Source organism: Microbacterium phoenicis, from assembly GCF_047302325.1.
Classification (GTDB): Bacteria; Actinomycetota; Actinomycetes; order Actinomycetales; family Microbacteriaceae; genus Microbacterium.
This window is the reverse complement of record NZ_CP154849.1, coordinates 2,523,474-2,548,448: the sequence shown is the minus strand read 5'-3', so window position 1 is coordinate 2,548,448 and position 24,975 is coordinate 2,523,474. Positions and strand designations below refer to the sequence as shown.

Below are 24,975 nucleotides of genomic sequence, written 5' to 3'. Positions count from 1 at the left end.
CGATCGAGATGTCGCCTTGCTCATGACGATGCTGCGTGGCGGTGGAGCCGCTTCCAACGTAGCGGCGCTGGGCTCGCGGCTGTATGGACCGGCCCGTCAGAAGCTCAAGTGTCTGGCACGATACGAAGGGGGTCGACGCTGCCGACATACGTGCTCCGTGCGCGAGCGAAGAGCCCCGCGATCTCGAACGAAGGGCGAACCTCGATGAAGACGGACGTCACCACGCCGCAGGGCATCTTCGGCATGCCGCAGCACCTCACGGTGCCGTTGTATCAGCGGCCGTACGTGTGGACCGAAGACGAACAGTGGGGGCCGTTGTGGTCCGACATCCGTCGAATCGCGGAGCATCGCATGGTGACGCCGGGCGCGTCGGCCAGCCACTTCCTCGGCGCCGTCGTCACGCAACAGGCGGAGGGTCGCCCCACCGGGGTGCAGGAGTTCTTCATCGTCGACGGACAACAGCGGCTCACCACGCTGCAGCTTGTGTTGGATGCCGCAGGTGCGGCCTTCGCCGCTCGTGATCTCGACGCCCATGCGGCGCAGCTGGAGTTTCTGACCCACAACACTGCGATGTTCGTCCGCGAGGGTGAATCCGGTCTCAAGTTGCGGCACGTCAATCGGGATCGTGCCGCGTTCGAAGAGGTGATGCTGGCAGCGGCGCCGGTCGATCACAGCAGCCTGAAGAATCGTGACTCGCTGATCGTCAGGGCGCACGAGTTCTTCCACGACCGCATCGTGTCGTGGCTCGATGAGGATCCGCAGTCGACCGCGGCGAGGGCCGAAGCTCTGCGTGAGGCCCTCCAGGGGGCGCTCGAGCTGGTGGTCATCCAGCTGACCGCAGCGGAGGACTCGCAAGAGATCTTCGAAACGCTCAACGCGCGCGGCACGCCGCTCACCGCGGCGGACCTGATCAAGAACTTCGTCTTCCAGAGGCTCCGGCAGGAAGGCGAGGATGAGCACGCGGCGTACCGCGAAGCATGGCCGTTCGAAACGCCGTTCTGGGAGAGCGAGGTGAGCGTTGGGCGTTACACGACGACCCGCAGCGCCGTCTTCCTGAGTCAGTGGCTCGTCTCCCGCATCGGCAAGGAGATCAGCCCACGGTCGACCTTCACACGGTTCAAGTTCTTCGTCGAGCACGAGAACGAGGGGTCGATGATCGATCTGCTCCGTGTGATCAGCGAGCAGGCGGCGACGTACGAAGGACTGACGAAGCGTGCCGGCGATGCCCACACGGATCTGGATCGCATCGAACTGCACTTCCATCGGATGGCCGTCGCGCAGGTCGAGATCACGAAGCCGATCGTCCTGTGGCTGACGGAGCCGGGGACCGGCATCAGTTCCGCCGACGCGGCCGCGGTCGTCTCCATGGTGGAGAGCTGGATCGTTCGGCGACGTCTTCTCCGTTTGCAGAGCGCTGACCTCGGTCGCGTCGCGGCCGATCTCATCGCCGCGGGACGGGCGGCACCGGACTCAGACGTCGTTCGAGTCGTCGAGACGTTCCTCACCGGGCTTCAGTCCGCCAGTACGTATTGGCCAGGCGATGAGGAGATCTCGCGGTCGCTCGCGACGGAGCCGTTCTATCGGCGGTTCTCACAACCGATGCAACGGATGCTGCTGCAAGCCGTCGAGGACTGGTATCGGGGGTACACGGACGTCAAGCCGTCGAAGGCGGGTGCGCGGGTTCACCGCGGCAAGCAGCAGGTCGAGCACATCCTTCCGCGCGGGTGGCGCACGAACTGGCCGGTGGAGGGCATCGCCGCCGAGGCGGATCGTGACGCGCACGTCCATCGCCTGGGCAATCTGACGCTGCTGACGGCGTCCTTGAACGCGTCCGTGTCGAACAGCGCGTGGCTGGGCGACAAGGGCAAGCGTGCCGAGCTGCATCGCCACGACGTCCTACTCATCAACCGGACGATCCTCGACCGAGCAGTGGAGGGGTGGGACGAGCAGGCGATCGATGAGCGCACGTCCGAACTCACCCGAGCCCTGCTCGAGACGTGGCCCGTTCCGGCGGGACACCTCGGCAAGGTCGTGGACCGTGCCTCTCGCGTATCGCGCGCGACCGTCACTTATGCGCAACTCGTCGATGCTGGGCTGCTCGAGGTCGGGACCACCTTGGTCTGCACTGACGAACGGTGGCCCGATGCTCGCTGCGAGGTGCTCGCTGGAGGGCAGGTTGAGTACGAGGGGAAGCGCTACACCGACCCCGCGGGGGCTGCACGGGTCGTGCGTCAGGGGCAGAGCGGCAACGCCTGGTACTTCTGGCGGACGCACGACGGCGAGACCCTCAACACGCTCCGTGAACGGTTCCTCGCCAGCGTGTCGGAGGAGTGAGCCACGTCACTTGCAGGTCTCGAACACGTACGCCGGGTCATCCGGCGTGACGAGGTCCCGGTCCCGGAGAACAACGGATGCCGTTGTCTCCGGATCGGCGCAGACCTCGTCCCACGGGCGGGGGAGGTTGTCGGTGTACTCGATGGCGAGGACGTGTTCGCCGTAGACCTCGGTGTAGGCGGAGCACTCCTCGTAGGCGGCGCACTCCTCGACGACGGCGAAGTTGAAGCCGGCGCGGGAGTGGAGGAGCGAGGCGTCCTCGGCGGCGTTCTTCTGCCCGGCCGCGAGTCCGACGTCGTGGGCGGTGTCGACGAGCAAGGTCGCGAGGTCGAGTGCGTCGTCGCGGGTGAGGGCGCCGTCGGTGCGGGTATAGGTGTCGAGGTTGTCGAACTCGACCGCGTCGAACCCGTCGGACGCGCAGTCGCGGATCCACGGCCCGACGATCTTCGCGATCTCGTCCGCCTTGCGGGTGTCGAGGATGACCTCGTCCGGCCAGTCCGGGTCGATGACCGGCTCGCCGTCGTCATCGCGAAGCAGGATCTCGTCGGGCCAGGCATCGAGCTCGCCGGGCTGCGTCTGGAAGCCGTTGACGTAACAGACGGAGTAGAGGTCGTTGACGGATGCCGCGGCCCGGTCGCGTACGACGATGTCGACGCCGTCGGGCGGGTCGTAGGCGCCGCCGAGCTGGTAGTCGAGTCGACCTGCGGCGGGCGGGAGCTGTGGTCCAGCGGGTGGGTCGTGAGGCGGTAGCGATTGGCTGGCGCATCCGGTGAGCAGTAGCGCGATCGCGGCGAGCAGCGGGAGTGCGCGCCGGACGGTCATGTCGCGAACCTACCGGACGCCGGGGGATCGGTAGACTCGACGGGCCAGCCTCTGTAGCTCAATGGAAGAGCAGTTCCGTCCTAAGGAAACGGTTGGGGGTTCGAGTCCCTCCAGGGGCACAATTTCTAAGACTGACTTCGCATTTCTTTCGTGAGTAGATCTCGCCGTCCGCCTACGATGTCCGCTTTCCGCGTTGTTGAGCCATGTTCAGGTTTATCGACGAGGCATTCGGGACGACGACGCGTCATAGCCGGTCAATCCAGGTGTCTTCCTCTCGGTCGACCCACGCGTTCCCCGTGCGCGATTGGCCTATAGCGTCGATACGCGAATGGAGGCCGTTGATGACCCTCGCGGCCGAACTCGCAGTCAGCTCGCTCACAGAGCCGATAGTCGTCCCTGTTAGCTCTCCGACGATGGCAAACTGACTCTTAGCGCCGGCGATACCGAGCTCCTCAAAGAGTGCGCGAATTGTCGCGCGTTGCTCGGCGGACATCATCATCACTTGCGCCGGGCGGGCGTCGTGAACGGCATCGCTGCCAAATGAGAACAGCTGGTCAGTCATGTGTTATGTGTCGCCTCCGAAATCTCGGTGTCTACACTGCGTCGCGGCAGAGCAAGCGCACATCGCAATGCGCGCACTTCTGCTTCGACGGCCTGGCGATGAACGACATGCCTTGCAGGCCCCGGGCCGCCGCACGAACATCAGCCTCGGCGGCGGAGACTGCGGGTGTACTCACATCCACCGAATGGCGCGTGGCCTTTCCGAGGTCGTGCACGAAGGCCGCGGAGACCGTTAGTCCCTCGCGCCTACCGGCATCGGTATACACCTGAAGCTGCAACGGCTCGATCTCGGGGCCAGTTGCTGTCTTGTAGTCCACGATGGCGAGATTCTCCGGGACTCCATCGTGATCGTCGTAGACGACATCCGCACGGCCAGACACGACGACGCCGTCGAGGTAAAGCTCGAAAGGACGCTCGGTCGCCCACGTGCGCAAAAACTCCTCAGGGTGATCATCGAGGTACGTCTGCACCAGCGCACGAGCGCGTTGCTTCATCTGCCGGTGCGCTGGCTTGTTCGCAAACGGTAGGAAAAAGTCGTCGTCGATGAGATCGTCGATTGCTTTCGCCGACGGCAGCGACCCCACTTCGCGGGTGCGCTCAGCGAGCACACGCATGACGTGGTGCACGGCGTTCCCGTAACCGAGCTCGTCGCGAACAGGAGGCAGGAACCCTAACCGCGATCTCAGCAGGTACGACCGTCCACAACCGATGTAGGCCGCGAGGTCGCTATAGCTCACCTGCAGGTCGGGGGACTCGATCGCGGTGACGTCGAAGTTCTCTGCGGCTCCACCCTCGCCGGCCAACTCGTGAGCGAGCTCGAAATATGGGGATGCCGTTGAGCTCTGCTTCGTGATGCGCTTGTGGCGCGAAAGAACAAGCCAATCGCGCGCTCGCGTCGCGGCGACGTAGAACAGGCGACGCTCGTCGGCATCCGACCCCTCATACCGAGAGGCGTCGAACAAGTCCTGCGGCACGAGCCAGGTCTGAGCCCTTCCTGCACGCGCCGACGGGAATCGTCGCTTGGTGAGGGACGGGAGGAACACGACGGGCCACTCGAGACCCTTGGCGCCATGCACCGTGCCTAAAGCGACGGCATCGCCTGCGAGGTCTTCCTCGCCGTCGAAGTCGTCGTATGCGCCGGCAGCGTAGTTGACGAGAAGAATCGCGAGGTTCTTGTAATACCACGCGCTCCAGCTGGCGCCGATCTGCTCCCCGGGCTGGTTCGGGTCACGACGGGACCGACGATGAACAGCCTCGAAGTCGGCAAGCACTCGCGCGAATCGTGCCACGGTCCCGAGACGGTTGCGGACCAAGGCATCGTCGAGATTCCATTCGCGCAAGCCCAGGAGTCCGAGCAGAAGGTAGAGGTCACCGATGAGATCTACGGGCGTGGCGGTTGCGGCAGCACGGTCCCGCCACGTCAAGAGGTGAGCGCGGACGAGACTGAGGGATCGTCGCGACAGAGCGAACGTCCGAGTGAGCAGCAGCAGCAGTGCGTCTAGATCGACCTTGACGCGCCGGTCTTCGCCGGCGAACTTCCAGTCGAAGTCGACGAGCCACGCGTAGATCGCGCCGAGTGCATCCGCAATCGGTTGCTCGAAGAGCCCAGTCCTGCCGCCCGGCTGCACCGGGACTCCTGCGGCGTCGAAGGCCTCGATCAGACGGGGGTACGCGTTGCGGCCCCGAACCAAAACCGCGATTGAGCGGTAGGGGACCCCGGCATTTGCGAGGTCGCGAATCTGGCTGACGATCTCGTTGGCCTCGTCTGGTTCCGTCTCAGATGCGGGAAGCACGCGAACTCCGTGACCCTGTGCCTGTCGGTGGGGCAGCATTTGCTTCTCGAGTCGACCTTCGATCGTGCCGGCAAAGGCATTGGCGAGGTGCACGATGTCTGGTCGCGAGCGGCGATTGGTCAGGAGGCGAAACTGCGTCACATTGGCATAGCGATCGGCAAACGAGACAATGTTCGCAACAGCCGACCCGCGCCACTGGTAGATCGCCTGATCGTCGTCGCCCACAACCACCAGATCTGCGTTGCCGATCGGTTTTGCCAGCAAGGAGATTAAGCGTTCTTGGGCGGGATTGACGTCCTGATACTCGTCGACGATGAGGTGCTCGACATCTCGAGTCACCGATGCGCGAATTGCGGAGTCTTCGAGTACCCGGACGGCCTGCGCAATCTGCTGACCGAAGGTGAGGACGCGGTACCGGTCGAGCGTCTCGTAGTACGCGGTGACAGCGTCGCGGAACTCGCCCGGGGGCAGCGCCTCGGTGGAGATCAACTCGTTCTCAAGAACGTCCACACTGCGCAAGAACGTCGTGATGCCGGCAAAGAGCTTGCCTCCCCCGAACTGCTTGAGACCGAGTCGAGTTCCCTCACGCGTCATCAGCGCGACGAGCTGATTCTCATCGATGAGGGAATACGCCTCGTATCGGGGGACGTAGGTCTGGAGCAGTCGAAAGCAGTACGCGTGGATAGTGCTCACTTGCAGCTGGCCGAGGGAGTCGCCTGCGCTTGGGCCAAGTCGAGCAGTGACGCGCAGCCGAACCCGTTCCTTCAGCTCGGCCGCAGCCTTCTCCGTGAACGTGAATGCCACGATCGCGCGCGGGGCGACGTTCGTCGCGATCAGGTCCGCGACCCGCTGGGAGACGACCTCGGTCTTTCCGGAACCCGCAGCGGCGATGATCTGGAGGTGACCGCCGCGGTGCGCCACAGCGGCGGCCGCATCTCCTTCTAGCGTCGGAATCGACGATTCGCCATCAGTCACAGTGCCTGACACGATAGCGAGAGATGAGAGCCTTCTCATTCAATGTCGGTGGTGTGTACCAGGATCGAGAGCAACGAGGACTCGAGATCTGCACACGCCGGGCCGGCGACGCGATGCGAGCCCACGGGTGCGTTCGTATGGAGTGACGGCAGGGGAAGACGTGGCAGTGATCTCGACGGGTGGCGGGTCCAGCGCGGTCGCTGCGTCTGCTCACGCTGCGTGTGAGCGATTCCGCGGCACGGATCCCCTGATCACGGGTCGCTCTCGTCGTGCACTCGCGGCGGAGGTCGGGTTTGCCGACCTCGGCGTCGGTATTCCCGAAGCGCGCTGGATGCGCGCGATGACGTTCGAGCGGCTCGTCAAAGACAAGGCCTTCGCGAGCCGCGTCACGACGACGACGGTCGGCGCGCTCGGACTTGAGCGCCCGACGGCGGTTGTGACCTCAGACGCGAGGGTCGATTCGACGAAGACGCGCCAGCTGTTGGCAGACGCACACGCGCGAGCAGTCGCCGAAGGCGCTGCGACCCTCATCCACGAGACAGCCGTGCCGTTCCCGGGGTTCGAAGATGCGGGGGCGACCGAGGTCAAGCCCGACTATGTCGTGGTCGCCCCGAAATCCGTGGCTCAGGGCGGCGGATCCTGGCTGATCGTGGGTGACGCTAAGGACTACGAACGTGTGCGGTCGCGCATCGACGACGGCCGCATGCTGAAGGGCTTCCTGCAGGTCGCGCTCGGCGCGGAAGCATTTGCGTCGTGGTCGGAGCTGCCCCGGGGGATGTCTGTGCACGATCACGGTGTCCTCGCGGTTCCGCGCAACGCCTTCCTGCAGCCGACTGCTGTCGTCGAGGATCTGCACGACCATCGCCTCGAAGTCCGCATGCGTGTCACGGAGCGAGTCGAGGCTGCGAAGTCTCTGCGGTTGGAGCCCGAAGATGACGCGCTGGCATTTGTGCGACACCTCACGGCGACGTTCGATCCGTCGACGTGCACGACCTGCAATATGTTCGTCCTCTGCCGAGACGAGCTACGCAGATCCGCCGACCCCACTGATCTGCTCGTCGAGCTCGGCGTCGACCCCGACCTGCGCCCTCACGTCGTTGGCCTTGTCGACGGGACCGGTGTCGTCGGCGCGGCGCCGGACTCCGTCATTGCGGGCATTCGCGCTTCGGTCGACGGTCACGCCGTGCACACCGGGCAGTTGCGCACCGACCCCGCCGGCGAACCGGGAACGATCAACGTCGTGATTGCGAAGGCGGATGCCGCGGCACTGGGCATACACGGAATGTCGGTCCAGCGGGTGAGTGCTCACGGACCGGGCGAGTGGCGCACCGAGGTTTACGAGGCGCCCCAATCGCCCGAGACGCGGCTCAAGGCAATGCGCCTGCTCGGGTCGGCAGTCGAAGATGCGATGCGCGCACAGCGTAAGGCGAACCCTGAAGCGCCCAGCCCGATCCACCTCGTGGTGCCCGACGGGCAGACGGCTGACGTGCTCACTTCGATCGCGGACAACCTCGCGGGCGTGGAGCTCAGTCGCCTCCGTTGGCTGCGCGATCAGGAACAGGGGCGCCCGATGCTGACATGGGATGGCGAGCCTGCCTCCCTGCCGAAGCCGTTGCGGGAGACGGCACGAACTGCCGTGTCCTTCCTGCTCGAAGAGGATCGCGCGCGCGCGCTGCAGGCGCGGATGCCGATCATCGATCTGCGCACCGTGTTCTCGCGGCATTTCGTCGCAGGGGGTCCGGCCGTGAACGCACTGCGCCTCGACTACGCGACTGAGTGGGCGCGCGCGACCGATCCGATCGACCACCGTGCCTTCGCCGACGCGATAGAGAGATCGCCCTACACACCCGGCGCCCGCCTGACGAAGGAACGCTCGGATCAACTGCACCAGTCGCTCGTCGGTATCGCCGGCCGCGGCAAGAAGCGTGTCGAGCCCGATCCCGCAGCCTACGACAAGGGAGTACGTGCCGAGCTCGCATACAAGCAAGAGGTCCTTGAAGCGGCACTGGACGAACTCGCCAAGGTTCAGTCATCCGCTCTCCGCGAGGCGTACCGAGCGGTCGAAGGTGATGCGCAGGCCGTGTGGAGACGGCGCCTGTCGTTCACGGCATCAGACCTCGTTCGCTTCGGGCGCACGTACCGTCGGTGGCGCAACCAGCTCGTTCGCGTGATCGAGGCCGACGCGGCGTGCCACGATCAGTTGCTCGCGGTGGCGAACCCGCAGGCCGCGTCAGATCTGGCGACGGATGCCGGCAACCGCCAGCTCGCTCATGCGACGGTCGTCAGTGTCGAGCCTCTCGTGTTGGACGTCGAGTCGCGGCGCATCGTCGAAGGATCGAAGATCGTCTTGCTTCATGTCAATGACCGTCCCTGCGTCGAGGCGCACCGCGACAGCATCTCGCTGAGTGGGTCATTCGTGATCGAGGGGATGAGCGTCGGTCCGCTCTCGCGCGATGACGTCGGCGACGAGCGCCCGCGCAACGAGCTGCGCTGGAAGCCGAAGCACGCGCCGTCTGTCGTGGTCGGCGACCACCTGATCGTCGCGGGCGCGGAGTGGTTTGCGGGTACCGCCTACGACCGGAGGGTATCCATCGCCCGCCCGCCCGCCGACGACTATGCGGCGCCGAAGCCGACCTGCACGCCACGGTCGTATGAGCAGGCTCCGCGAGATCATCAGTGGTGCTGCAAACCACACCGGGCGAATGAAGCAGAGTTCTCGGACCAGATCGCTGAGCGCCGTGCGCGCGGCGAGTTGAACCCACAAGCGTGGCCACCGGTGCGCGATGCGGATGGTTTCGAAGTCTCGCCTGGCGGTCTGCCCCAGGGAGACGCCGCGGACCGCCCCTCACAGGCGCCGCCGCAGGACTTGACCCTGGACGACGTGGAGTGATGCGATGACGGTCACATTCACCGCCCCGCTCGTGCCGGCAGCCGACGGCGTGCACCACAAAGATGCCGCGATCGGCAATGCATCCGCCGCCGCGGCGGCCTCACGCGTGCTCTCGGATGTGCTCTACGGCACGGCGCCGATCGACCGAATTCTCCTGAAGGCCGCGGCAGGTGCCGGCAAGTCTCACGTATTGAAGCGACTCGTCGCGGATGCACTCAACCACCCTCGGTGCCTGCGCGTGGCTGTCGTCGCGTTCACCAACAAGCAGACCCACCCGTTGGCCGTTTCGCTGGGGAAGATGCTCGGCCGCGACCGCGTGTGCCTGCGCGTTTCCAAGAACGCCTTCGCCGCCGTGCCGGACGACGTGGCGGCCTTTGCGACGATCGCGGCATCGTCGAAGGACATCCCCGACACCGCGTCGGCCGTCATCTCAACCGTTCACATGCTGGGCGCGCCGAACGAGCTCGGCCGCATGGAGAGCGCACTGGGCGGCAAGGCAGCGAACGGTGACAGCGTGTACGACGTGCTGTTCGTGGACGAGGCGTGGCAGATTCCGCACCACCTCTTCGACTCGGTCACCAAGGCTGCTCCTGTCTGGGTGGGGGTCGGCGATGTGGGGCAGCTTCCTCCACTCGAGATCGGATCGAACCCCTGGCGCGGGGATGACCGCTATAACCCGTACCGCGCATGGCCGACGGACTACGACGAGGACGCACGCACGTGGTCGGCGGAGTTGCCGGCGGTGTGGCGCCCCACTGCACCTCAACTCGGGCTTTGGCGAGCGTTCTACCCGGAGTGGGGTGAACTCAACTGTGTCGCTGGCCCTGGTGATCGCCAGATCCAGCTCGGCGCGATGGATCAGCCTGCCGCCGACGTATGGCACCAGGTCGCGACGGGAGAGCCCACCCTGCTCGAGATCGACGGGCTTCTGCCCGCGGATGCCGCCGATGTCGACGTGCCACTGCTCGAGGCCCTGGAGACCCTACTCGACGACCTGCTGGCTCAGGGATTGACCCTGCGTGCACGCCGTTTCGACGACGACGCGACGCCGTCAACCATGGCGACACCCGACGAGGAGTTCCGGTCGGTTTCGTTGCGGGACCGCAGCGACGACCCGTTGATCGCGGTGCTCGCGACGCGCAACCAGCTCGTCGATGATGCCGCCGAGATGGTGGAGCGTCTGCGCAAGAAGCACAGTCTGTCGGGTACCGACATCGTCAGCTCGACGGTCGACTCCTACCAGGGACAGACGAACGGGATCACGATCGCGATCCACCCTCTAACGGGCGCCTCGAAGCTCGACGAGTTCAACTCCGCGTTCGGGCGCCTCGCGGTCACTTGCACTCGCGCGACGCACGGACTGTTGCTCGTATCGCGGCCAGGTCTCGATCGGTTGCTGAATGAGGCGCCCGCGCGCCCCGGGACTCCGTTCGGCGAGCCGGGAAACCGCACACTTCCGCGACAGACCCACCAGCGCATCCTGGCCACGTTTGCGCGTGGCACTCTGGACCTGACACCCGTTGACGAAGACTGACGACCAGCACCACCGAAGGACTCACGCGTTGTCTCATTTGAACGACCTCATCCGCCAGCTCGCGACAAAGGATGCCGCTCTCGCGCGTGACATCGAGAAGGAGGTCAAGGCGCTCGCCGATCGCCGCGCCTTCGGCCTCAACTTCGAGCGGCACACACCCGAGGCGGTTGACCTGCCCGGTCGGCGCCCCGTCAAGGGTTCCAAGGTACGAATCTTGCCTCCGCGGGGTGAGATGCCCAAGAGGGAGCACGATCGGCTCTGGCAGGTGCTCGCGTTCGATCCGGTGACCGACCCGCCCGTTGCATCGCTGGATGCGCTGGATGGATCTGGCGATATCAACCGTGCCTCGATCGAAGATCTGGTCGTCGTCGCCGAGTTCAACGACCCGATCTACCCCGGCCTCGTCTCGACGGGCAAGGTTGAGCGCGGCGGCGACAAGCCGTATCACTCGGTGATCAATGCTGAGAACTACCACGCGCTGCAGGCCCTGTTGTTTACGCACCGCGGCAAGGTCGACTGCATCTACATCGATCCGCCCTACAACACCGGGGCGAAGGACTGGAAGTACAACAACGACTACGTCGAGAGCGACGACCTCTACCGCCACTCGAAGTGGCTCGCCTTCATGGAGCGGCGCCTGTTGCTCGCGAAAGAGTTGCTGAACCCGGATGACTCCGTGCTCATCGTCACCATCGATGAGAAGGAGTACCTCCGACTGGGGTTGCTGCTGGAGCAAGCCTTTCCCGCGGCGCGGATTCAGATGGTTTCCAGTGTGATAAATCCAAGCGGCGTGGCACGCGCGAAGCAGTTCTACCGCGCCGATGAGTACCTATTCTTCGTCTTTAACGGCGATGCCGAAGTCGTGCATAACTCGAACGACATGCTCAACCCAATCGAGTCCTTCGAGGGCAAGAAGATTGACATCTGGCGGAGGTTGCTCCGGAGTGGGACTAACGCTCGGCGTCAGGACGGGGCTAATCAGTTCTACCCGTTCTGGATCGACGAGCAAAGGGGCGCGATTCACTCGGTGGGCGAGCCTTTGCCACTCTCGGCGAGCCGGGATACAGTCGCGCCTCCGCAGCGTGGGCTCGTGGCATGTTGGCCAATCCGCTCCGACGACTCTGAGGGCTGTTGGCAGATCAGCGCCACCACAGCGCGCGTTGGACTCGCTGAAGGGACAGTGCGGATCGGCGCCTTTACTCGTTCGCGTGGTCGCTGGTCGATCTCGTACTTGCGGAGGGCCGAGAAGGAGAGGATTGCTCGAGGTGAAATCGAGGTCGTCGGCAGAGACGTGAACGGCGCCCTGGAGCTTCGGCAATCAGCTGATGTTGCCCGGGTGAAGGCGCCGGTGAGTGTATGGAATATGAAGTCGCACAACGCCGGAGATGGAGGAAGCAATATCCTGCGCGCGCTCGTTCCGGGTCGCCGTTTCCCGTTTCCGAAATCTTTGTATGCAGTGGAAGACGCCATACGGTTCTTCGTCGCGCGGAAACCTTATGCGGTAGTGCTGGACTTCTTCGGCGGGTCGGGGACCACTGTGCATGCCGCGATGCGACTCAATCGACAAGATGGGGGGCAGCGGCAAGGGATTGTCATCACCAACAATGAAGTGTCCGCCGAGGAGCAGATCGCGTTGCGGAAGCGGGGATGTCGCCCTGGTGACGCCGACTGGGAAAAGCACGGGATCTGCGATTACATCACCAAGCCGCGTATCGAAGCGGCGATCAGAGGCATTACGCCGGACGGTGAGCCGATCAAGGGCGATTACAAGTTCACCGACGAGTTCCCAATGGCGGATGGGTTCGAAGAGAACGTCGAGTTCTTCACACTGACGTACGAGTCGCCGCTTAGGGTCGAGGCGAACTATGCGTTCGGCCGCATCGCCCCCCTGCTGTGGATCCGCGCCGGCTCGCAGGGCCGTCGCATCGATGCCCTTCCCGATGGCTGGGACGTCGCCGAGACCTACGGCGTCATCAGCGACCTCGACCACTCCGAAGACTTCGCTCGAGCGATCGCGGCTGCGCCGGCGGCATCCGTCGCCTTCATCATCACCGACGAAGACCGCCTCTTCGAGGCGCTCGTGCGAGAGCTTCCAGAGCACGTCGAGCCGGTACGTCTCTACGAGGCGTACCTCAGAACGTTCGAGATCGAGGCGCGGCGGGCGGCGGAGCGATGAAGTACACCCTCAAGGACTACCAGGCCGAAGCCGTCGACAAGATGCTGCTCAACCTCGAGCAGGCGCGCAGCGTCTATCGCCGCGATGGCGACGAGGTCGCGTTCAGCCTCACCGCCGCGACCGGCGCGGGAAAGACCGTCATGGCCGCCGCTGCCATCGAGGCGCTGTTCTACGGCAGCGACACATTCGAGTTCGATGCCGACCCAGGTGCCGTGGTCATTTGGTTCTCGGACAGCCCCGCGCTCAACGAGCAGAGCCGCACGCGGCTCATGCAAGCATCCGAGAAGCTCGTCTCTGGCGACCTCGTCACCATCCGGCCGCCGTTCGCAGTGCCGGCACTCGAGGCCGGCAAGGTGTACTTCCTGAACACGCAGCGCCTGTCGAAGAACTCTTTGCTGACGCGCGGCTACGTCCCGACGGCAGACGAGATCATCGATCACGTCGCGTCGCCCGATGATCTCGCCTGGAACATCTGGGAGACGATCGGCAACACGATCGCCGACGATGAGAAGACGGTCTACCTCGTACTCGACGAGGCGCATCGTGGGTTCGACACGAAGACATCAAGTGATCGCAAGACGATTGTCCAGCGCCTCATCAACGGAGAGGGGTCGCAGCCGCCGATCCCGATTGTGCTCGGTATTTCGGCAACGATTGATCGCTTCGCGACGGCGATGAAAGAAGCGCAGGCAGCTGACAAGCGGCGCACGCTCGAGCAGGTCGCCGTGCACCCGTGGCAGGTGCAGGAGTCGGGCCTTGTCAAAGACACCGTCATGCTCGACATCCCCGACGAAGCCGGCAACTTCGACTCCGTCCTCGTGCGCCGTGCCGCACGGAAGCTCAAGGAGACGACCGACCGCTGGCACGCCTACTCGAAGGCCCAGGGGCTCGCCGACGTCGTCGAGCCGTTGCTCGTGCTGCAGGTGCCGAACACACCCGACGGCGACGACATCGGGGTCGCCCTCGACACCATCGCGGAAGAGCTAGGGGGCATCCCGGCATCCGCCGTTCGCCACGTACTGGGCGAGCACAAGGTGCAGTCATTCGGGCGCTGGGAGATCGAGCACATCGAACCACAGCGCGTGCAGGACACCCCGCACGTGCGGGTGCTGGTCGCGAAGGATGGCATTTCGACAGGCTGGGACTGCCCGCGCGCCGAGGTGCTCGTGTCGTTCCGCCCCGCGAAGGACCACACGCACATCACACAGCTGCTTGGCCGCATGGTGCGCAGCCCGCTCGCGCGTCGCGTGCCGGGCGACGAGCGACTGAACGCCGTTGACTGCATCCTGCCGTTCTTCGACCGCACGACCGCCGGCAAGATCGTCAAGTACATGACCGGTCAGATCGCCGAAGTGCCGGGTGGTTCCGGCCGCAAGGTGCTGCTCGATCCGCGCGAGCTCATGCCGAACCCTCACGTTCCTGAGACCGTCTGGAAGGTTTGGGACACGCTGCCGACGCTGAGCGTGCCGGTGAAGGGCGCGAGGCCCGTCAAGCGACTGGTGTCGCTGGCCCAGGCGCTGTCGAGCGACGGGTTGCGGCGCGGTGCGCTGCGCGAGGCATCCGCCCGCCTGCACACCGTGTTCGATAACTTCACGCGTGAGTACCCGGCTGAGGTCAACAAGGCGCGTCAGGGGGTCTGGGATGTGCACGGTCAAACGCTCGTTGGCACGACGGGTAAGACCGGCGTGTCGTACCGTCAGTTCAAGGAGCGGGCCGACGCTCGGGCGATCCGTGTGGCGTTCGAGGATGCGAAGCGTGCGTTCGGTGCGGACGTTGCGCAGTCGTATGTCGATCACCTCGTTGGAAGTCTCGAGGACGACTGGGATGACCAAACGCTCACCGATGCCTATGTGACGACGTCCGCGTTGGGGTACATTCCAGAGTTGCGGAAGCGAGTCGATGCCGTCGCGGAGGAGCTCGCGAAGGAGTGGTTCGCCGATTACAGCGACGCGATCTCGGAACTGCGCGACGAGCGACAGGACCTCTACATGGAGATCTGGACGCTCGCGACCGTGCCTCAGCCGGGCAAGCTGCGCCGCCCCCGTGTGCGCCTCGAGGACTGGAAGGTCGTCGACGCGAACGAGCAGGTTGCGATGGCTCCGCTCGTGAGCCGGCACCTCATGTCGGACGGGGAAGGGTGGTTCCCGATCAGTGACCTCGGTGGATGGGAGGACACCGTCGTGCGCTCGGAGCTGGAGCGATCAGACTGCATCGCCTGGTACCGCAACCCGGCGCGTGCCGCCGTCGACACGATGGGCGTCACCTATCGCGATGCGCTCGGAAACTGGCGTTCGTTGCACCCGGACTTCGTGTTCTTCCACGAGATCGATGGGGAGGTCGTGGCATCCATCGTGGACCCGCACGGCCATCATCTCGAAGACGCGCTCGTGAAGCTCAAGGGTCTTGCGGAGTTTGCCCGCGACTACGGCGATGCATTCCACCGCATCGAGGCAGTCGCGAATGGGTCGAACGGGCCCGCGCTGCGTGCTCTCGACCTGAAGAACCCGGCGCTGCAGAAGGCGATCCTCGAAGGAGCCGGCACCGTCGTGGACTTCTACAACGGCGAGTTCTCGATCGCGTACGAGCCGGGCGGTGATCACAAGTGACAACGGGTGATCGGCTTCAGGACGCGGTCGGTGCGTGGCGCGAGTCGCTGGTGATGTTGTCGGGCCGGAATCGGTTGCTCAACTACCGGCCGACGAAGTCGTCGACGCTGCAGTTCACTCGAGCGTCAACGGATGAGGTTGTCGCCCTCGTCGAAGGGGGTCACGGCGTCCCAGTGGTCGGGACCGTCCCGGCGGCGGCGCCGGTGACGGGCCCCGTCGATACCCTCATCGTGTCGGAAGACTTGGAGTCGCGAGCGCTCGATGTCGTCGAGGAGTACGACTTTTCCGCGTTTTCAGAGCATCTGTTCGTCAACAAGACTCAGCGTGAAGTTGATCGCGCGCTGAAGAATCTGTCGTCAACGGCGAGCAGAGAGTACCTCGATCGCGGTCTGTCGGTGCTCTATTTCGCGCTGGGAGCGCTGCACTGGACTGAGTTCAACGGCGATGCGCGCGTCAGCCCGCTGGTTTTCTTGCCTGTTGAGCTGAAGTCTGATGGGCCACGCCAACCGCCACGCGTGTATTCGTCGGACGGCGACATGGTCGTGAACCCGGCGCTCGACATTCGCGTGCGAGAGTACGGAGTCACCCTGCCTGATCAGGCGACGATCGAATCGCTGATGGCTGAAGGGGGGATGGCTGCCGTCGAGTCCGCGATCTCTGCCCTCGCGCTCCCCGAGGGCTGGCACGTCGAACCCATGTGTGTCCTCTCAGCGTTCATGTTCGCCAAGGAGGCGATGTTTCGCGACCTGGAGGCGCACGAAGAGGCGGTGCTCGCCAGCCCGGTCGTTCAAGCGCTCGCTGGTGCGTCGGATGCAGCACGCGAGAGGACGCTCTTCGCGCCTGATGATGTCGACGACATCGATAGGTCCTCCCCACCGGAGGTCGCACCCCTGATCCTCGACGCAGACTCAAGCCAGCGAGTGGCCGTCGCCGCAGCGATGGCTGGGAAGAGCTTTGTGCTCGACGGTCCGCCCGGAACTGGCAAGAGCCAGACGATCGCGAACATCATCGCGGCGCTTGTGGCCTCCGGCAAGAAGGTCTTGTTTGTCTCGGAGAAGGCAGTAGCGCTGGACGTTGTGCGGGACAGGCTTAGCGGGCGTGGACTCGGGCCCCTCCTGTTCGAATTGCACAGTCACAAGGCGACACGTGCAGAGGTTGCGGCGTCACTCGGAGCTGCGTTAAGTGAACGTCCGTCGATCGTCGAGCGCAACACCGCTGCGACACTCGCCCGTGCCAAAAAGCTACGGTTGGAGCTGTCGGAATACGCCGCAGCGATGAATGAGGTCAGGGGGCCGATCGGCTGGACTTTGCATGATGTGGTCGGCCGGCTCTCGTCACTTCCCGACTCGGCGGATATGCCGACGGTTGCGATCGTCGTTCCGGAGTTCTCGGGCGAGCGGTGGGACGATCTGCAAGACGTGATTCGTGAAGTGGCGGGGTCGTGGACGCACCTGCTCCAAGGCGAGCGGCACCTTTGGTACGGCATCCGATCGGTCGAGGGCCTGCTGTTTGACATCGGTGAGGCGGCGCGCACTCGCGATGCACTCATCGACGTGCTCAATGACGTCGCGCCACGTCGCGCGGATGTCTCTCTCGATGGTCTCGACCAATGGCGAGCGGTCGAAGATCTCGCGACGCACATGCGTGCAGCGCGTCCCGAGTGGGTCACCCCGAGTTGGCTTGTGGAGGCGACAGACGCCGATTTGGAGCGCGCTGGCCAACTAATACCGCAATATCGGGCGACGATCGCCGAAGACGAGGAACTGCGTCGCCTCGTCGGTGCGGAATGGCGAGCGCTCGGCGACGCGCCGCCGTTCCCGGAGCTGGGGCAAGAGGCGACGAGCGTCTTCGGCGCCTTGGAGGGTACGCCTGCTGCGGGCGTTCAGGCAACGGCGGACACGCTGCTCCAGGGGGTCCGAGAGCTCGAAGCGGCGAGCACAAAGGCAACGGCGGTGGCTGCCAGTACGGGCCTCAGTTCGCCCCGCTACATTGGTGACATTGGCGCGATCGTCAGTGTGGTTCGAGCCCTCGACGAGATTGAGGGGCTGCGCCCCGCGTGGCTGACCGGCGAGGGCTTAGCCGAGCTCACGGCCGCGCTTGACGCGCTCGCCCGAGCGCAGGCTGACGAGGCAGCAGCGCAGGCTCGTGCGCTGGCCTCGTTTGCGCCGAAGATCATCGACATCGACGTCGCTACGATTCACGCGAGATGGGAAGAGACGCCGCGATGGCGGCGAGCTCTCCTCGGCCCTGCGGGAGATGATCGGCGCTTGGTGGGCGCGCACACGTCCTTGAAACCACGAGCCGCAGCCGATGAGCTTGGCGCGGCCGTCAGTTGGGTGGCGGCGCGTGATGAAGTTACGCTCCGATCGGGCGGAGTAGAGGCGGTGCTCGGCTTTGTTCCGCGCGATGAAGACGCTTGGAACCGCGCACGGCGGGTCGTGGACCAGTGCCGGAGTCTTCGGGAGGCGAGCGTCGCAATCGACTTGGACGCGTTCGGCGCCACGCGGGCGAATGACTACGCGTGGCGTGCGGTCGTGCGTGAAGCAGGCGAGGTTGACGCACATCTCGCCGCTGCCGCGCCGTTGTCAGCGCAGGCCAACTACATCGACGAGTCACGAGAGATCGTGGACGCGATTGCACGCGTCAACGGGGCTGTGGCAGCTGTCACAGCGGCTGTGACCGCTGCGCGACCATACTCTGACGGAGGAAGTCGATCTCTATCGACTGCGCGCGATATCCGCGCGCGTGTGGTTGCGTCTGCGGCACGCGCTGGTGAAGTCGAGCGCGAGGGCAGGTCGCTGACTGGCGCTCTTCCGGGCCTCTGGGACGAGCTCACGATGCCGCGCGTTGAGACGCTCGCGGAACGTCTGGAATGGACCGCAGAACTGAGGCGTCGCACTGCCCAGTCATATCGCGCCGCATCGCTCGACGTGTACGCGGAACTTGCCTGGGCTCCGGAGCTCGTCACCGCGGGTGAGCAGTGGGACCTCGCGACAGCACGCCTGCGGCAGAGGTTCGAGCATGATCGCATCGGTGAGTCGCTCCAGGATGAGGCGGAGTCGGGTGTACTGCTCGCTTCGTTGCGGGAACATCTGGACGACGCCGAGCAGATGATCCGAGCTTCGCGTGCTGCCTTGCGGCTTCGCGAGTGGGGTCTTGGCCCGGCGATGGATGCGCAGCTTGAGCGCGCCGGTGGTGCAGACACGGTCGAGCAGACGCTGCGTGGCGTGGTGTTGAGGGCTTGGACGGAGGCCGTGATCCGTGGCGATAATCGCCTCAGCAATGGCTTCGCGCACACGAGCCGCGATGCCGTCGCAGAGCAGTTCAGAGAGCTCGATCGGGAGATCGTTGATCACGCGGCGGCCGCGGTGCTTGCCAATGCAGTGAGCCGGAGGCCATCCACGCCGTCGGGGCAGACGGCACTCGTGCTCGCTGAAGCATCGAAGAAGCGTCGCCACATTCCGGTGAGGGAACTCATCGCTCGGGCTACGGATGTCATCCAGGCGGTGCACCCCTGCTTCATGATGAGTCCGCTTGCCGTGTCACAGTTCTTGCCGCCGGACATCCAGTTCGATGTCGTCATCTTCGATGAGGCCAGTCAGGTTCCGCCTGGCGATGCAATCAACTGTCTATACCGCGCAAGAGCGGTCATCGCAGCTGGCGATCAGAAGCAGCTTCCCCCGACCGCCTTCTTCGCCTCCATGCAAGCCTCCGACGACGATGAATCTGGTGACGAGGACCTTGCGAACGACTATGAGTCTCTCCTCGACCTGATGAAGGGCAGTGGCGCGTTCACGAGCATCAGCCTCCTGTGGCATTACCGCAGCAAGCACGAGCACCTCATCGCGTACAGCAACAACTCGTTCTATGACGACCGACTGATTACTTTCCCCGGAGCGCTCGCAGATGTTCCTGATGCGGGTGTGAGGTTCCATCGAGTCGATGGTGTGTACCGGCGATCGCAAGGGCAGGACAACCCGAAGGAAGCTGAGTACGTCGCGGGTCGCGTCATTCACCACCTCGAGACCCGACCCGGCAAGAGCATCGGTGTCGTGGCAATGTCCGCGGCCCAACGAGACGCCATCTCCAATGCGCTCGTACTGCGGCGCGCAGAGCGACCCGAGCTCGAATCACACTTCAACGAGAGTCGACTCGATGGAATCTTCGTCAAGAGCCTCGAAGAAGTGCAGGGCGACGAGCGCGACGTCGTTATCATGTCGATCGGTTATGGGCCGGACTCGACGGGAACGGTCTACAAGAACTTCGGTCCCATCAACAAGAAGGGCGGGGAACGACGACTCAACGTGGCGATTACGCGCGCGAAGGAGCTCACGGAAGTTGTCGCATCGATGGGCGCTGGCGACATCGGCGACGTTGCGAGTGCAGGCGGCCGCCACCTTCGACGCTACTTGGATTACGCTGAGCGCGGCCCCGCCGCACTTGAGCTTGAACTCGGCGACGAAGGACTGGGGACTGACTCGCCGTTCGAAGATGCGGTAATCAGTGCAATCCGGTCTTGGGGATACGATGTGCAGCCGCAGGTTGGCGTGTCCGGATTCCGTATCGATATCGGCGTCAAGCACCCGAATCGTCCGGGCGTGTTCATGCTCGGCGTGGAGTGCGACGGCGCGATGTATCACTCTGCGAAGTCGGCGCGCGATCGCGACCGGCTGCGCCACGACATTCTCGTGGGGCTCGGGTGGACTCTGCATCACATCTGGGGCACCGATTGGTATCGACACCGAAATCGCGAGGAAGAGCGGCTGCGCCGGCTTCTCGCATCACTGGAGGCTGACCCGTCAGTCGGCCGGTTCAGCGGACGCTCTGCGCCTCGCGTTCCGGTGACCGTCGAGGTCGAAGACCAGGAGCTCGACGCGTACGCGCGTCCCGCGTGGGTACTTGACTATGTGCCGGCGAGCCCCCGGCGTCCGCGCAATCTGGACTGGACAGATGTGTCGAACGCTCGACACTTGGTGGCGTTCGTCGAGGAAGTCACTCACTCGGAGGGCCCGCTGCATCTGGAGACGATGAAAGCGCGCCTTCGCGAATACTCGACACTCGAGCGGGTGAACAAGAACGCGGACCGCACGCTGCGGGCGGCCATCGATCTGGCCGACATCACGTTCGATGGCGAGTTTCTGAGAGTCCGCCGCTCGAGCATCAAGAACGTTCGTGAGGCGGGCGGGCGGGCGCTCGACCACATCAGCCCCGAGGAGTTCACGTTGGCCGTGCGGAGTGCTCTCTCAGCGCAGGTTGGTGCCTCGCGCGAGGATCTCGCGCTGGGGGTCGCCCGCGCATTCGGGTGGCGCCGGACCGGCCGCGATATCTCCGAGCGAGTGAACGCAACGGTGGATCTTGCGATCCGCGAGGGGGCGATTGAGGACGGGGCCGTGCTGCGGTGGAGAAACGCGACATGAAGCCCGACCACGGTCACGTTTTCGTCATCCGCGGAGACCTGCGGAACCTCGCGTGCTCCACCTGGATGCAGACAACCGACAAGCGGCTCCGCCCCGGAGGGCGCTGGGAGGTCGACATCCCCGATGCTCCCTCTCGCCTCGATCCGAACGATCGCGCCGCTTTCGAGGCCGAGCGGGTCTACGCGATACCCGTATGGCCACGAGGTGACGCGCGGGAACCGGTCCCCTTTCTCACCGCAGTGCCCTTCTACGGGGTGAGAACGGCCGATGAGTTCCGTCCACGCATCCGGGCATTCGTCGAGGCCGCTGTGCCGATCGCGCGCGCGGCTGACTGGTGACAAGCCGCGCCCGTTACTGGGCATCCCGCCGATCGGGTTCGGTCGAGGCGGCGCGCATCTACGTAAGGGTGACGTCATCCGGATGCTTCTCGACGAAGCGCGCGCGCTCGCCGTGGAGTTCGAGGTCGACATCGCGATCGTCCTCCGTGACGATGCGAAGGCCTATGCGCTCGCGCAACACCTTCGTAAGACGTCCGGAGTCAACGCGTGGCCGGAGCTGAACGCGGGTGAGATGGACCACGCGCGTCGGCTCGGAGGTCTCGCGCGGATGGGGCGGCTCGTGCCGTTCATGGGAGCCGGTGTGAGCGTGAGCGCGGGTGCCCCGACCTGGTCGCAGCTCATCGAGAAACTGGCGGAACGCGCCGAACTCGAGCGCGACGTGCGCAGGGCGCTTCTCGACAAGGGTCGCGATGTGCTCGACCAGGCGACGTTCGTCAGGCAGGCGATCGACGAACGATCGCCGAACGACCCACTGGCCTTTGCGCGTGCCATCGCCGCCATCACCGACGTGCCGCGCTACGGTCTCGCCCCGGCACTGTTGGCGTCGTTGGACAGCGAGCAGGCGATCACGCTCAACTACGATCGGCTCTTCGAGCTGGCGGCCGGTGATGGCGGGATGCCCAGGCGCACGATCCCCAGTACGGCACCGCGCGATCACACGCACGACCGGTGGCTCCTCAAACTCCACGGGTCGGTGGACGATCCCGGGTCGATCGTCCTCTCCCGCTCGGACTACCTCGGTTTCAACACCGACCGCGCAGCACTGAGCAGCATCGTCAAGGCGACGCTTCTGACTCGGCACGTACTGTTCGTCGGATTCGGAATGCGCGACGACCACTTCCACGAGATCATCCACGATGTCCGTCGAGCCATGAAGTCTTCAGGGGTGCCGCTCAGTGGCATCGGGACCGTGCTCACCCTCCAGGAGGATCGGCTCGATCGTGAGCTCCTGCGGGAGCTGCAGTTCGTCCCCTTCTCGCCAGACGGACGCGAGCCTGACTTCGCCTCGCCGGCGCGTCGTCTCGAGATCTTCCTCGATGCCGTCCTCGCGTTCGCGAGCGACGCGCACCCCTACCTGCTCGACGCGACGTACAACGACGGGCTCTCTGACGACGAGCGGCTGCTGCGCGATGCGATCCTTCGGATGGTTTCCGACCTCCCCGTGGGCGCCAGGTCGCCGACATCGTGGGCAGTCGTCGCAGCGATGCTGGACGACCTCGGTCTTCCGCACGACTCGCCTCACGTCCCGGACCGGGGCGCCGGCGAATCTCCGGACGCAAGACGCTCCACAGCCTCGCGCAGGAACCGCTGAGGAGCGAACCCGGGAAGGGTTTGGCGGACGTCCTCCCACGATTGCGCCAGCGGGATCTCTCGGTGGCGTGCGCCGTACAGAGCGGCGACCGCGGAAGTGCGACTCCGGCCCTCGGCGCAGTGCAGGAACACTTGCTTTCCCTCACGCCGGAGCTCGGCGACGACATCCGCTGCCTCCGTGAGAACGAGATCGAGATTCGCGTTTCGATCGTCTTGATCCACGAGCCACACCTGCACGCTCTCCAGCCCGGCGGGCACCTGCGTACGCCCGACGCGGCAGAGTGAGACGACGGCATCCACCTCGGACGGGAGCCGGTCGAGTGCCGCGAGCGATCCGATCCACAGTCCGTCGTCGTGCGGGTGTCGAAAGAGGTAGTCGCTGCCGGCGTAGGCCGTCGCGCGCGCAGCACTCGGCCAGCCTTCGCGGTCGCTCTCGCCGTGCCGGACCGCGAGGCAAGCGAGCCGCGTGAGCTCATTCGCGTCGAGCCCCGGCCACCCGTGCAGGCGGCGCTTGAACGACAGGGGCAGCGCCGATCCGCCCCACACTGCGCCGGCGAGGGATCCGGCGATCGCCGCGACCGTGTCGGTGTCGCCGCCGCCGCGGACGGCGCGCTCCAGCGCGTCGCGCAACGAGGTCGCACCGGTGATCGCCGCGAGGGCGGCTTGGAATGCGCGAACGACCCAGCCGTTGCCGGAACGGAAGTCGCGCGGGTGGATGCCCGGCGCGGTGGCCTCGTCGATAAGCTCTGCCCAGCGAGTCCGTCGATCGACGGGGATCCAGTCGAGCTGTGTGCGGATGTCGAGACCGCCCGTCAGGATGGCGTGCCGGATTGCGAGACACCAGAGGGTCACGGCATCCACGTTGTCCACCTCCCAATGGGTGAGCTGTGCAAGTCGCCCGGCGGCGGCGGCGAGCTCGTCGGGAGAGCGGTCGAGGTAGCCGAGCGCCACAGGGCCCGTGCGCATGAGAGATCCGTTCCCTGCGCTGCGGCCGGTGTGGCGATGCACAGCTTCGGATGTCGACCGTGCCGCGTTCTCGGCGGTGTCGTCGCCGAGCCGGCCGAGGACCGCTCGGGTCTGGGTGCCGACGTCTTTCGCGGTACGCGCCCATCCTTTCCAGTCGGTGACGATCTGGCGGATGGCATCGGCGTCTTCCAGCGCCCAACCCTCGGCGAGCTGTCGCAAGATCGGCATGGCCATGCTGGTGTCGTCGGTCCATTCCCCGGAATCGTGGCCGAAGCATCCGACACCGAACTCGGGTGTGACGCTGTCAGACAATGCCGGGCCGAACTCATACTGCGACCCGAGGGCGTCACCCGCGGCGGACGCAAGGACGGCACCGACGGCGCGGTCGAGTTGCTGAGCGGAGAGGTGCATCAGTGGACTCCTCCCGTTTCCGTCAGACCGAGTGCCTGGCGGGCACGGGCGTACTTGCTCTTCATGCGTTCCCGAACGTTGAGGTGAAGCGTCTGCAGACGCGCGGGATGGGAGTTGTCGTCGATGGTGGCAGCCTTCACTGCCAGCGCGCGCGGATCGGCGGCGATTCGCGCGTAGTACTCCTCGGTTGAGAACTCCGGGCGCGGCGTGAGAAGAGCGACGAGCGCGAGAACCTTCGGATGGATGCCCGCAGCCCACAGGTCGTCCAGCGTGAGGTCGGTGTGTTCCACCACGTCGTGGAGCCAGGCCGCGCAGTGCTCCAGCGGTTTCGTCGCCGGGTTGAACCGGGCGGCCACACGGGCAGGATGGGTGATGTACGCCACGCCGGCCTTGTCGGTCTGACTGCGGTGCGCCATCACCGCCATCGCACGAGCCAGGGCAACCTGCGTGCCGGCATCCCATTCGTTCTTCTTGGATGCCAACGTCGTGCCCTGCGGAAGGGGCGGATGCGGGATCGGCAGGTCAACGACCTCGAGGCTCGCCGGAAACTCCGTGCGCTCGTAGAAGTACTGCCACAATCCGTCGACCGGCGCATCTCCGAGGCAGACGTAGACCGCCTTCATCGGGTTGTCGCCCGCGCCCAGCGGGATCGACACGGTCGCGCCCGTGAAGGCGCTGCCGATGTTGGGCAGATCGCCGTACTTCTGGCCGTCGAGCGGGCCCCCGAACAGGACGCAGGGGATCGTCCCCTTGACTTCTTTGCTCATCATCTTCTCCTCATGTTTAGCGCAAATCTGATCTAAACAAAGCATGCACCCGCCCTCCGACATTGCGCAAGAGT

Annotated in this window: 12 protein-coding genes and 1 tRNA gene; 8 read left to right on the top strand and 5 right to left on the bottom strand. The window is 65.1% G+C overall.

What is annotated here, in order from left to right:
* Positions 1 to 204 precede the first annotated feature (204 nt).
* Entirely contained in the window at positions 205 to 2,334 is a 2,130-nt protein-coding gene (locus ABCU91_RS12405) for a DUF262 domain-containing protein (protein WP_413353918.1), read from the top strand.
* Between the two features lie 6 nt (positions 2,335 to 2,340).
* Here ABCU91_RS12405 and ABCU91_RS12400 read toward each other — a convergent pair whose 3' ends face one another.
* Positions 2,341 to 3,156 (bottom strand): endo alpha-1,4 polygalactosaminidase, encoded by an 816-nt coding sequence (locus ABCU91_RS12400; protein WP_413353917.1) that lies wholly within the window; start codon positions 3,154 to 3,156, stop codon positions 2,341 to 2,343.
* Between the two features lie 47 nt (positions 3,157 to 3,203).
* On the opposite strand from ABCU91_RS12400, the gene ABCU91_RS12395 reads away from it, so the two are divergent.
* A tRNA-Arg gene (locus tag ABCU91_RS12395) sits at positions 3,204 to 3,275 on the top strand.
* A gap of 125 nt (positions 3,276 to 3,400) precedes the next feature.
* Here ABCU91_RS12395 and ABCU91_RS12390 read toward each other — a convergent pair.
* Both ABCU91_RS12390 and ABCU91_RS12385 read right to left on the bottom strand, forming a co-directional pair.
* Positions 3,401 to 3,718, bottom strand: a complete 318-nt coding sequence (locus ABCU91_RS12390; RefSeq protein ID WP_413353916.1) for a hypothetical protein — start codon at positions 3,716 to 3,718, stop codon at positions 3,401 to 3,403.
* 31 nt (positions 3,719 to 3,749) lie between these two features.
* The gene (locus ABCU91_RS12385) at positions 3,750 to 6,485 is read right to left on the bottom strand and encodes an ATP-dependent helicase (protein WP_413353915.1); all 2,736 of its coding nucleotides are present in this window, start codon (positions 6,483 to 6,485) and stop codon (positions 3,750 to 3,752) included.
* A 331-nt stretch (positions 6,486 to 6,816) separates the two neighbouring features.
* Between ABCU91_RS12385 and ABCU91_RS12380 the strand changes: the two genes are divergently transcribed.
* The 6 genes from ABCU91_RS12380 to ABCU91_RS12355 all read left to right on the top strand — a co-directional run bounded on the left by ABCU91_RS12380 (position 6,817) and on the right by ABCU91_RS12355 (position 22,758).
* Positions 6,817 to 9,375: a hypothetical protein gene (locus tag ABCU91_RS12380; protein WP_413353914.1), complete on the top strand. Its 2,559-nt coding sequence runs from the start codon at positions 6,817 to 6,819 to the stop codon at positions 9,373 to 9,375.
* Between the two features lie 4 nt (positions 9,376 to 9,379).
* Positions 9,380 to 10,909 carry an AAA family ATPase gene (locus ABCU91_RS12375; RefSeq protein ID WP_413353913.1) on the top strand — a complete coding sequence of 510 codons (1,530 nt, stop codon included), beginning with the start codon at positions 9,380 to 9,382 and terminating at the stop codon, positions 10,907 to 10,909.
* Between the two features lie 37 nt (positions 10,910 to 10,946).
* Positions 10,947 to 13,085, top strand: coding sequence for a site-specific DNA-methyltransferase (locus ABCU91_RS12370; protein WP_413353912.1), 2,139 nt, complete (start codon positions 10,947 to 10,949; stop codon positions 13,083 to 13,085).
* Positions 13,082 to 15,691: a DEAD/DEAH box helicase gene (locus tag ABCU91_RS12365; protein WP_413353911.1), complete on the top strand. Its 2,610-nt coding sequence runs from the start codon at positions 13,082 to 13,084 to the stop codon at positions 15,689 to 15,691. The genes ABCU91_RS12370 and ABCU91_RS12365 overlap by 4 nt, the downstream gene beginning before the upstream one ends.
* Positions 15,688 to 21,108: a DUF4011 domain-containing protein gene (locus ABCU91_RS12360; protein ID WP_413353910.1), complete on the top strand. Its 5,421-nt coding sequence runs from the start codon at positions 15,688 to 15,690 to the stop codon at positions 21,106 to 21,108. Before ABCU91_RS12365 ends, ABCU91_RS12360 begins: the two co-directional genes overlap by 4 nt.
* A 420-nt stretch (positions 21,109 to 21,528) precedes the next feature.
* A complete protein-coding gene (locus tag ABCU91_RS12355) occupies positions 21,529 to 22,758 on the top strand; it encodes an SIR2 family protein (RefSeq protein WP_413353909.1) in 1,230 nt (409 codons plus the stop codon).
* Here the strand turns inward: ABCU91_RS12355 and ABCU91_RS12350 are convergent.
* Complete coding sequence (locus tag ABCU91_RS12350) at positions 22,686 to 24,134, bottom strand: ADP-ribosylglycohydrolase family protein (RefSeq protein WP_413353908.1); 1,449 nt, start codon at positions 24,132 to 24,134, stop codon at positions 22,686 to 22,688. The two genes, ABCU91_RS12355 and ABCU91_RS12350, sit on opposite strands and share 73 nt — an antisense overlap.
* On the bottom strand, positions 24,134 to 24,946 hold the full coding sequence (locus tag ABCU91_RS12345) for a hypothetical protein (protein ID WP_413353907.1): 813 nt from the start codon (positions 24,944 to 24,946) through the stop codon (positions 24,134 to 24,136). Before ABCU91_RS12345 ends, ABCU91_RS12350 begins: the two co-directional genes overlap by 1 nt.
* Positions 24,947 to 24,975 lie beyond the last annotated feature (29 nt).

What these genes read in the sequence shown, in the direction of transcription:
- ABCU91_RS12405 (WP_413353918.1), top strand. Translation starts at nt 205, where the DNA reads ATGAAGACGGACGTCACCACGCCGCAGGGCATCTTCGGCATGCCGCAG.
- ABCU91_RS12400 (WP_413353917.1), bottom strand. Translation starts at nt 3,156, where the DNA reads ATGACCGTCCGGCGCGCACTCCCGCTGCTCGCCGCGATCGCGCTACTG.
- ABCU91_RS12390 (WP_413353916.1), bottom strand. Translation starts at nt 3,718, where the DNA reads ATGACTGACCAGCTGTTCTCATTTGGCAGCGATGCCGTTCACGACGCC.
- ABCU91_RS12380 (WP_413353914.1), top strand. Translation starts at nt 6,817, where the DNA reads ATGCGCGCGATGACGTTCGAGCGGCTCGTCAAAGACAAGGCCTTCGCG.
- ABCU91_RS12375 (WP_413353913.1), top strand. Translation starts at nt 9,380, where the DNA reads ATGACGGTCACATTCACCGCCCCGCTCGTGCCGGCAGCCGACGGCGTG.
- ABCU91_RS12365 (WP_413353911.1), top strand. Translation starts at nt 13,082, where the DNA reads ATGAAGTACACCCTCAAGGACTACCAGGCCGAAGCCGTCGACAAGATG.
- ABCU91_RS12355 (WP_413353909.1), top strand. Translation starts at nt 21,529, where the DNA reads ATGCTTCTCGACGAAGCGCGCGCGCTCGCCGTGGAGTTCGAGGTCGAC.
- ABCU91_RS12350 (WP_413353908.1), bottom strand. Translation starts at nt 24,134, where the DNA reads ATGCACCTCTCCGCTCAGCAACTCGACCGCGCCGTCGGTGCCGTCCTT.
- ABCU91_RS12345 (WP_413353907.1), bottom strand. Translation starts at nt 24,946, where the DNA reads ATGCTTTGTTTAGATCAGATTTGCGCTAAACATGAGGAGAAGATGATG.